We start from the raw sequence: 8,792 nt of genomic DNA, 5'->3' as shown, positions 1-8,792 counted from the left end.
TTCTGCAAATCGGCGGCAAAGGTGTCCAGGGATTCCGCAAAGTACACCGAGAAGCCGGTGGCCAGCCAACCGTGTTCCACCAGCACCCGCTCCACCACGTGGGCCAGCGGCAGATAGGACAGCATGCGGTCTTCGGCGTTCATCTGGGTGCGCTGGATGCCGGCCTGTATCGCCCAGGCGAAATTGCCAAAGCTGTGCATCACGCCCTTGGGCATGCCGGTGGTGCCCGAGGTGTAGATCAGGGTGGCGAGTTCGTCGGCCGCCCGCACCGGATTGCCTTGCAGAGCTGGGGTGCGCTGGCAGATGGCGTCCCATCCTTCCATGTTCTGGATCGCGTCGGCGGGCGACAGCGGGTAGCTGATGCAAGGCAGGTCGGGTGGCACACCGGCTTTCATGCTCTCCCAGCCGTCGAGCTTGCCGATGAAGCAGGCCCGGGCTTCGCTGTGCGTGAGAATTTGCTTCACGGTGTCGGCGGCCAGGGTGGGGTACAGCGGCACCGACACATGGCCCGCCATCCAGATCGCGAGATCGCTCATCAGCCACCAGGCGCAGTTCTTGGACAAGATGGCCACCTTGGACCCGGGCTCCCAGCCCTGGGCCTGCAGGTGCGCGGCCATGCGGCGCACCTGATCGGCCACCTGGGTCCAGGTGAAGGTCTGCACCGTGCCGTCGCCCATGGGCTGCGTCAAGGTGATCTGGGTGGCCGCGCTCTGCTCAAAATGGTAGAGGCGTTGCAAGCTCAGCACATCGGTTGCGTTGGATGTCATTGGCGGGTCTCCGTCTGGTTCTGGGGTACTCGTCCCAATCTAACCAGTCCTGGCCAATCGTCCCAGTGGGTTTTCCCTTTGCCTTCCCGGCCGGGTCCGGCAGGCGCGCACCGTCAGGCGGGCCGCGTCGCCGGGGTTTTGGTGCGCCCGAACAGGCTGTGCACCTGGGCCCGTATCCACTGGTGGGCCGAATCCTGCGCGGTGCTGGCGTGCCAGACCAGCCGCACCTCGTAGCGGGGCGCGGCGGCGCGCGGCAACTCCCACACGCGCAGATCCAGGCGTTCGCACACATTGGCGGCGTACATCTGCGGCACGATGGTGAGCAGGTCGGTGTGCAGGGCCAGCTCGGGCAGGGCGCCAAAGTGCCTTGCGCGCAGCACGATGCGGTCGGCCAGCTTCATGCGCACCAGCATCTGTTCCACGCTGCCATGGAAGGTGGCCGTGGGTGAGGCCACCACCAGCGAACTTTCCGCCAGCTGGCGCGCGCTCAAGGTGCGCCCCGCCTTGCCCGAGGCCGGGCGCCAGCGGCTGGAGGTCATGGCCACGTACTGCTCGCTGAACAGCAGCTCGGAGCGCACGCCCCGGTGGCTGGGCTGCAGGATGCCGATGGCGAAATCGATCTCGCGCGATTCCAGGGCGGCGGGCACGTCGTTCGCGGCCACGGACACGTTGGTCAAGTGGGCGTTGGGTGCGTAGCGGCGCAGCGCGATGGCCAGCGGCGGCAGAAACATCATCTCGCCCAGATCGGACAAGGACAGGCGCCAGCGCATGTCGCTGTGCGCCGGATCAAATTCGTCGCGCGCCGTGACCGCCGTCTCCAGCAGGCGCAACTGGGTTTGCACTTCCGGCGCCAGCCGTTCACACAAGCGCGTCGGCTTCAAGCCCGTTGGTGAGCGCACAAACAGCTCGTCGTTGAAATAGTCGCGCAGCCGGGCCAGCGCGTTGCTGGTGGCGGGCTGAGAGAGCGCGATCGCCTTGCCAGCGGCCGTCACCGAGCCGGTGCGGTGGATGGCGGCCAGCACCCGCAGCAGGTTGAGATCGAGTTGTCGGAAGTTCATGAAAACGGATGGCAGTGGGCTTCAGGGTTTACCCACATTATCCATCTCGTGAATGAGCCACATCCAAACAAGCCATTTGCCATATGGGTCTGCGGCACCTAGATTCGCTGCACATCACAAAGGAGACAGGCTCTTGGAGCGTTCATTCCACACCGAAATCGAAGCGCTGAAGTTGGGCGCAGGCGAAACCTTCCACGGCGAAGGCATCCTGGCGGTGACCAAAGCGCTGCTGCAATCGGGCGTCACCTACGTCGGTGGCTATCAGGGCTCGCCGATCTCGCACCTGCTGGACGTGATGGTGCAGTCGCGCGACTACCTCGACGAACTCGGTGTGCATGTGGAGGCCTGCACCAACGAGAGCTCGGCGGCGGCCATGTTGGCGACATCCATCATGTACCCGGTGCGCGGCGCCGTCACATGGAAATCGGTGGTGGGTACCAATGTCGCATCCGACGCCTTGTCCAACCTGGCATCGCCCGGTGTGATGGGCGGCGCCTTGATCGTGGTTGGCGAAGACTACGGCGAAGGCGCCAGCGTGATCCAGGAGCGCACGCATGCCTTTGCACTCAAGTCGGCCTTGTGGCTGCTGGACCCACGGCCCAATTTGCCCAGCATCGTGCATTTGACGGAAAAGGCCTTTGAGCTGTCCGAGGCTTCGAACACGCCGGTGATGATGGAGTTGCGCATCCGCACCTGCCATGTGCAGGGCAGCTTCACCACCAGCGACAACATCGCGCCGGCCATTTCGGGTCGGCACCTGCAGCAAGACGCGGCGGCATTCAGCTACGACCGCCTCTCGCATCCGCCCGCCACCTTTCGCCACGAGAAGCTGAAATACGAGGTGCGCATGCCGGCGGCGAGGCGTTTCATCGAAGAGCACAAGCTCAACGAGTTGTTCGAGGGCGAGCACGCCTCGGTGGGCCTGATTCTCCAGGGTGGCCTGTACAACACCGTCATCCGAGCGCTGCAAGAAGCGGGCTTGGCCGATGCCATGGGCAACAGCCGCGTGCCCTTGCTGGTGCTCAATGTGGTCTATCCCTTGCTGCCGCAGCAGATCACCGATTTCTGCGCGGGCAAGCGCGCTGTGCTGGTGGTGGAAGAGGGGCAGCCAGAATTCATCGAGCAAGACATTGCCACCTTGTTGCGCCGCGCCGATGTGTCCACCCGCTTGCATGGCAAGGACTTGTTGCCCATGGGCGGCGAATACACCGCCGAGTTGCTGCTCAAAGGCTTGTTGGGGTTTCTGGCCCAGCACCTGCCGGCATTCGACGCCACCGCCGGCACCGCCTATGGTGCCGAGCTGGCCACCGTGCGCGAGCATGCCGCGGTTGAACTCGGTGGTGGCGTGCCGGCGCGCCCCCCCAACTTCTGCACCGGCTGCCCGGAGCGCCCGGTGTTCGCCGCACTCAAACTGGTGGAGCGCGAGGTGGGCAAGCTGCACATCTCCACCGACATCGGCTGCCACTCCTTCGCCACCTTTGAGCCGTTCTCGTTCGGCAACTCCATCCTCGGCTACGGCATGAGCATGGCGTCGAGCGCGGCGGTGAAGAACTTCTCGGCCAAACGTCCCATTGCCATCATGGGCGACGGTGGCTTCTGGCACAACGGTTTGCTCTCGGGTGTGAGTTCGACCTTGCTCAACCAGGGCGACGGCATCCTGGTGATCATGAAGAACGGCTACACCTCGGCCACCGGCACGCAGGAGACCATGTCCACACCGGCCTCTGATGCGCGCATGCTGGCCGAGGGCGCCAGCGCCACGGTCAACGAGTTGACCATCGAGAACACGCTCAAGGGCATGGGCGTGCAATGGATGAAGACCGTGCACAACTACCGCGTGAGCCGGGTGCGCGACGTGTTGAAGGAAGCCATCAACTCGCCATTCAAAGGGCTCAAGGTGGTGATCGCCGAGGGCGAATGCCAGCTGGAGCGCCAACGCCGCCTGAAACCCATTCTGGCGCGCCGCCTCAAGGCCGGTCTGCGCAGTGTGCGCACCCGCTACGGCGTGGACGAAGACACCTGCACCGGCGACCACTCGTGTGTCCGCCTCTCGGGCTGTCCCACGCTCACGGTGAAACCCTCGGGCGATCCGCTGCGGCGCGAACCGGTGGCGCACGTGACCAATGGCTGCGTGGGCTGTGGCCTGTGTGGTGAGGTGGCCGACGCGGCGGTGTTGTGCCCCTCGTTCCACAAGATCGAGATCGTCACCCACCCCAGCGTGTGGGACCGCCTGACCGATCGCCTGAACCGTTTTTTCATCGGCCTGTTGCAACCGGCCTGACACCTGATTCCCATGAGCGCTCCAACCAAACCCTATTGCATCCTGATCGCCGCACTCGGTGGCGAAGGCGGCGGTGTGCTGGCCGACTGGCTGGTGCAGTGCGCCCGCGACAGCCAGCTGCCGGTGCAGGCCACCTCGGTGCCGGGCGTGGCCCAGCGCACCGGCGCCACCAGCTATTACATCGAGCTGTTGCGCCAGCCCTTGCCGCCTGGCTCGGGCACGCCGGTGTTCGCGCTCACGCCCGTGCCCGGCTGTGTGGACGTGGTGGTGGCCAGCGAACTGCTGGAAGCCGCCCGCATGATCGAACGCGGGTTCGTGAACAGCCGCACCAGCTTGCTGGCATCGACCCACCGCGTCTACACCACGTTGGAAAAAATGCACATGGCCGATGGCCGGCAAGATCCACAGCGCCTGATCGCCGCGGCCCGTGCGCTGGCACGGCAGGCGGTGTTGTTCGACATGGAAACCCTGACCGCACAAGCGGGCACGGTGGTGTCGGCCGTCATGTTCGGTGCCCTGTCGGGTGCCGGGGTGTTGCCCTGGTCGCGCGAGGTTTGCGAAACCGTGATCCGCGCCTCGGGTCGGGGCGTGTCGGCCAGCCTGGCGGGCTTTGCTGCCGCCTTTGATGCGGCGGGTCAACCCCAAGCAGAAGACCAACAGGTTTCACCCGACGCGCAGCAGGTGTTGAGCGACGCGGCCTTGCCGGCACCGTTGGCACAGGCGTGGCGCGAGCAGATACGGCCTTGGCCGGTGCCGGTGCAGTTGCTGGCCGCCCACGGCGCTTTGCGCTGCCGCGATTTCCAGCACGATGCCTATGCCAGCGATTTTCTGCACCGGGTTCAGCGCCTGGTCTCGGCGAGCGCCTACGACGCCAGCGAGGCATTGGAGGAGGCGGTGCGCCACCTGGCCTTGTGGATGTGCTTCGAGGACGTGATCCGCGTGGCCGACCTGAAGACGCGGCGCAGCCGCTTCCAGCGTGTGCGAACCGAAGCACAGGCCCGTGCGGACGACATCGTGCGCGTGACCGAACACTTCAAACCCGGTATCGACGAGGTTGCTGCCGTGCTGCCCAAGGCGCTGGGCGCCCGGTTGATGGCCTTGGCCACGCGCCGGGGCTGGCTGGGCAAGGCGCATGTGGGTTTGCACATCCGCTCCACCAGCTTGTGGGGTTATTTGATGCTGCGCTTTCTGGCCCGCTTGCGCCCGTTGCGGCCACGCTCGCTGCGCTACACGCAAGAGCACGAGGCCATGGCGGTCTGGTTGCAGGCGATGTGCCAGCTGTTGCCGGCATCGCCTGCGCTGGCGCTGCAGGTGGCGGGCATGCCCCAGGTGCTCAAAGGTTATGGCGACACCCAGGTGCGTGGCCGCCTGAACTACGCGCGCCTGTGGGCCGTTCATGTGGTGCCAGCCTTGTTGGGCGACATGGATCTGACCGCAGCGGCCAGCGCGCTGAAGCAGGCCTTGGCGGCCACGCTGGCCGACCCCGAAGGCAAGCTCAACGCCGGGCACCGCCCGCAGGGCAACACCCATCCCGTCTTCTGGGCCAGCGTTGCGCCCGGATCCGGTTCCCCCGTTCCATGAAGACCGCCTCACGACGGTCCGTTTGATTCCACCAAAACCACAGGAGACTTTGAATGAATACCCGAATCCCTTCCGTTGCACGTGCCGTCGCCGGCGCCGTTTTCTTGCTGGGCGCACTGGGCGCCCAGGCACAGGACAAGCCCGTTGAACTGAAATTTGCGCACTGGCTGCCGGCCATGCATCCCTTGGCGAAAACCGGTTTCGAGCCCTGGGCACAGTCGGTGGAGGCGGCATCCAAGGGCTCGATCAAGATCGCCTTTTTCCCGGCCCAGCAACTCGGCAAGGCCGCCGACCACTACGACATGGCGCGCGACGGCATTGCCGACGTGGCCTGGATCAACCCCGGTTACCAGGCCGGTCGTTTCCCCATGATCGCAGCGGGCGAACTGCCGTTTCTGATTGCCAAACCCGGCCCCGGATCGGCGGCGCTGGACCACTGGTACCGCAGCTACGCGGCCAAGGAGATGAGCGATGTGAAGGTCTGCTTCGTGCACGTGCACGTGGGCACCATCCATTCCAAGACGCCGATCACCGACCCGGCCCAGCTCAAGGGCATGAAGATCCGTTCCGCCAACGGCACGGTGGCGCAGACCATGACGCTGCTGGGCGCGACCAACGTGCAGGTATCTGCACCCGAATCGCGCGATGCGCTGGAAAAAGGCGTGGCCGACGCCATCACCTTCCCTTGGAATTCCATCGTCAGCTTCGGCATCGACAAAGCGGTGAAGTACCACACCGACATGCGCTTGTACGCGTCCGACTTCGCCTGGGTGATGAACAAGGACTGGTACAACAAACTGGCGGCCGGGCAGAAGAAGGTCATGGACGACCACTGCAACAACGACTGGGCCGCCAAGGTCGGCGCTGCCTGGGGCGATGACGAAGACGCCGGGCAACAGAAGCTGGAGAAGATGGCTGGCCACACCATTGTGAAGATCACGCCGGCACAGCTCGACGGCTGGAAGAAAGCCACCGAACCGGTGTACACGCAATGGACGGTGGGCGCCGACAAGGTGGGCGTCAACGGCAAGCAGGCGCTGGACGAACTCCAGCGTGAACTGGCCACCCGCAAAGCCGCCAACTGATGAAGCGTCTGCTGTCGGCCACCGAGACGGTGGCCGCTCTGTTCCTGCTGCTGATCGCGGTGCTCACGGCAGGCAATGTGCTGCTGCGCGACGTGTTCAGCGTGCAGATTCCCGACTGGTTCGATGGCTCGCGCATGCTGCAAGGCATCGCCCTGTTCTGGGGCTTTGCGCTGGCCACCTACTACGGCAGCCACATCTGCGTGGACTTGCTGTGGGAACACCTGCAGGCCCGCAACCAGCGACGGCTGGATTTGTTGGCCACAGCGGTGACAGCCGCTTTTCTGCTGCCGGTGGCGTGGATGACCTGGGTGAAGGTGGCCGGTACGGGCAGCCAGGGCACCATGGACCTGCGCCTGCCGCTGCAGTGGTTTTACGCCGTGGCGGCGCTGGGCGCCTGCGTGGCGGCGGCGTTGGCGCTGGTGCGCCTGAAGCAGTTGTGGAGCGGAAACGCGGCCAGCCCCGATGCCATAGCCAGTGAATCTGGAGCCATGCATGGATCGTGATCTGGTGGCCCTGTTGGGCTTCGTGGGCATGTTCGCCCTGATGGCTGTGCGTGTGCCGATCGGTGTGGCCATGGGCATTGCCGGCATCGGCGGCTTTGCGGCTTTGACCGGCTTGTCGCCCGCGCTCAACCTGCTGGGCAACGTGCCCTTGTCGGTGGTCACGGACTACAACCTCAGCGTGATCCCGATGTTCATTCTGATGGGCGCGTTCGCCTCGCATTCGGGCATGAGCACCGAACTGTTCGTGGCGGGACGGGCCTGGTTCGGACACCGGCGTGGTGGCCTGGCCCTGGCCACCGTGGCGGCCTGCGGCGGCTTTTCGGCCATCAATGGCTCGTCGGTGGCCACAGCGGCGACCATGACCCAGGTGGCCTTGCCCGAGATGCGACGTGCCGGCTACGACCAGGGATTTTCGGCCGGACTGATTGCCGCCGGTGGCACGCTGGGCATCATGATCCCGCCCTCGGTGATCATGGTGCTGTACGGCATCATGACCGAGACCGACATCACCAAGCTGTTCGCGGCGGGCATTGTGCCGGGCATCATGGCACTGCTGTTCTACAGCGCGGTGGTGGGTGTCATGAGCTGGGTCCGGCCCGATTCCATGCCGCGTGGTGCGCGCCACGGCTGGGGCGAGCGCATGGCCTCGCTGCGCGAACTCTGGGCGGTGCTGCTGCTGTTCGTGTTCGTGTTGGGCGGCATCTACGGTGGGCTCTTCACCGTGCAAGAGGCTGCGGGCGTGGGGGCTGTGGGTACGCTGGTGATCGGTGTGGTGCGCGGGCGCCTGCGCTGGCCGCAGATCAAGGCGGCGCTGATCTCGGCGCTGCGCGTGTCCTCGGCCATCATGCTGATCGTGGTCGGTGCCTACCTGTTCGGCTACTTTCTCACCATCACCCAGTTCACGCAGAAGGCGGTGGAAATTTTGGTGCACTTGCCGGTGGGCGCCTATGGTGTGCTTGCGCTCATCATGGTCGGCTATCTGATATTGGGTGCGGTGATGGACGAACTGGCCATGATCTTGCTCACCGTGCCCATCGTCTTCCCGGCCATGATGCAGCTCGGGTTCGATCCGGTCTGGTTTGGCGTGATCGTGGTCATGGCGGTGACGCTGGGCATGATCTGCCCGCCGGTGGGCATGAACGTGTTCGTGATCAATTCCATCGCCCGCGACGTGCCCCTGGGCGCGATCTACCGTGGCACCATGCCCTTTATCGCGGTGGATCTGTTGCGGCTGGTGATCCTGTGCGCCTTCCCGGCCATCTCGCTGTGGCTACCGAACATGGTGCGCTAGCGACGACCGGTGTTCATGCCCCAGGCGGTATGCTTGTGGGCATGAACACCTCCACACTTGAAACCCTGGAACTGCTCACCGGTGGCGACCCCGCAGCGACCGCCGTGGCCAGCATCGTCGTGCTGCACGGCCTGGGCGCCGATGGCAACGACTTCGTGCCCATCGCGCAAGAGCTGGACCTGTCGGCCATTGGTCCGGTGCGCTTTGTTTTTCCCAGCGCCCCGGT

At 65.1% G+C, this 8,792-nt stretch carries 7 protein-coding genes and 1 pseudogene; 6 read left to right on the top strand and 2 right to left on the bottom strand.

The window, feature by feature from the left end:
• The coding region (locus ABYB95_RS11795) for an AMP-binding protein (protein WP_372658732.1) at nt 1-767 on the bottom strand (767 nt) is incomplete at its 3' end.
• Nucleotides 768-880: 113 nt separating this feature from the next.
• The gene (locus ABYB95_RS11790) at nt 881-1,825 is read right to left on the bottom strand and encodes a LysR family transcriptional regulator (protein ID WP_372658730.1); all 945 of its coding nucleotides are present in this window, start codon (nt 1,823-1,825) and stop codon (nt 881-883) included.
• 133 nt (nt 1,826-1,958) lie between these two features.
• Between ABYB95_RS11790 and ABYB95_RS11785 the strand changes: the two genes are divergently transcribed.
• The 6 genes and pseudogenes from ABYB95_RS11785 to ABYB95_RS11760 all read left to right on the top strand — a co-directional run.
• Nucleotides 1,959-4,106: a thiamine pyrophosphate-dependent enzyme gene (locus tag ABYB95_RS11785; protein ID WP_372658728.1), complete on the top strand. Its 2,148-nt coding sequence runs from the start codon at nt 1,959-1,961 to the stop codon at nt 4,104-4,106.
• A gap of 12 nt (nt 4,107-4,118) precedes the next feature.
• On the top strand, nt 4,119-5,687 hold the full coding sequence (locus ABYB95_RS11780; RefSeq protein WP_372658726.1) for an indolepyruvate oxidoreductase subunit beta family protein: 1,569 nt from the start codon (nt 4,119-4,121) through the stop codon (nt 5,685-5,687).
• Between the two features lie 53 nt (nt 5,688-5,740).
• On the top strand, nt 5,741-6,772 hold the full coding sequence (locus ABYB95_RS11775; RefSeq protein WP_372658724.1) for a TRAP transporter substrate-binding protein: 1,032 nt from the start codon (nt 5,741-5,743) through the stop codon (nt 6,770-6,772).
• Complete coding sequence (locus tag ABYB95_RS11770) at nt 6,772-7,275, top strand: TRAP transporter small permease (protein ID WP_372658722.1); 504 nt, start codon at nt 6,772-6,774, stop codon at nt 7,273-7,275. Before ABYB95_RS11775 ends, ABYB95_RS11770 begins: the two co-directional genes overlap by 1 nt.
• Nucleotides 7,265-8,566, top strand: a complete 1,302-nt coding sequence (locus ABYB95_RS11765) for a TRAP transporter large permease (RefSeq protein WP_372658720.1) — start codon at nt 7,265-7,267, stop codon at nt 8,564-8,566. The genes ABYB95_RS11770 and ABYB95_RS11765 overlap by 11 nt, the downstream gene beginning before the upstream one ends.
• Nucleotides 8,567-8,607: 41 nt before the next feature.
• Nucleotides 8,608-8,792: pseudogene (locus ABYB95_RS11760) on the top strand (carboxylesterase); the annotation flags it as partial.

Origin of the sequence: Hydrogenophaga sp., from assembly GCF_041633695.1 — a bacterium.
Lineage (GTDB): Bacteria > Pseudomonadota > Gammaproteobacteria > Burkholderiales > Burkholderiaceae_C > Hydrogenophaga.
This window is presented reverse-complemented; position numbering and strand designations above follow the sequence as displayed.

What these genes read in the sequence shown, in the direction of transcription:
- ABYB95_RS11790 (WP_372658730.1), bottom strand. Translation starts at nt 1,825, where the DNA reads ATGAACTTCCGACAACTCGATCTCAACCTGCTGCGGGTGCTGGCCGCC.
- ABYB95_RS11780 (WP_372658726.1), top strand. Translation starts at nt 4,119, where the DNA reads ATGAGCGCTCCAACCAAACCCTATTGCATCCTGATCGCCGCACTCGGT.
- ABYB95_RS11775 (WP_372658724.1), top strand. Translation starts at nt 5,741, where the DNA reads ATGAATACCCGAATCCCTTCCGTTGCACGTGCCGTCGCCGGCGCCGTT.
- ABYB95_RS11770 (WP_372658722.1), top strand. Translation starts at nt 6,772, where the DNA reads ATGAAGCGTCTGCTGTCGGCCACCGAGACGGTGGCCGCTCTGTTCCTG.
- ABYB95_RS11765 (WP_372658720.1), top strand. Translation starts at nt 7,265, where the DNA reads ATGGATCGTGATCTGGTGGCCCTGTTGGGCTTCGTGGGCATGTTCGCC.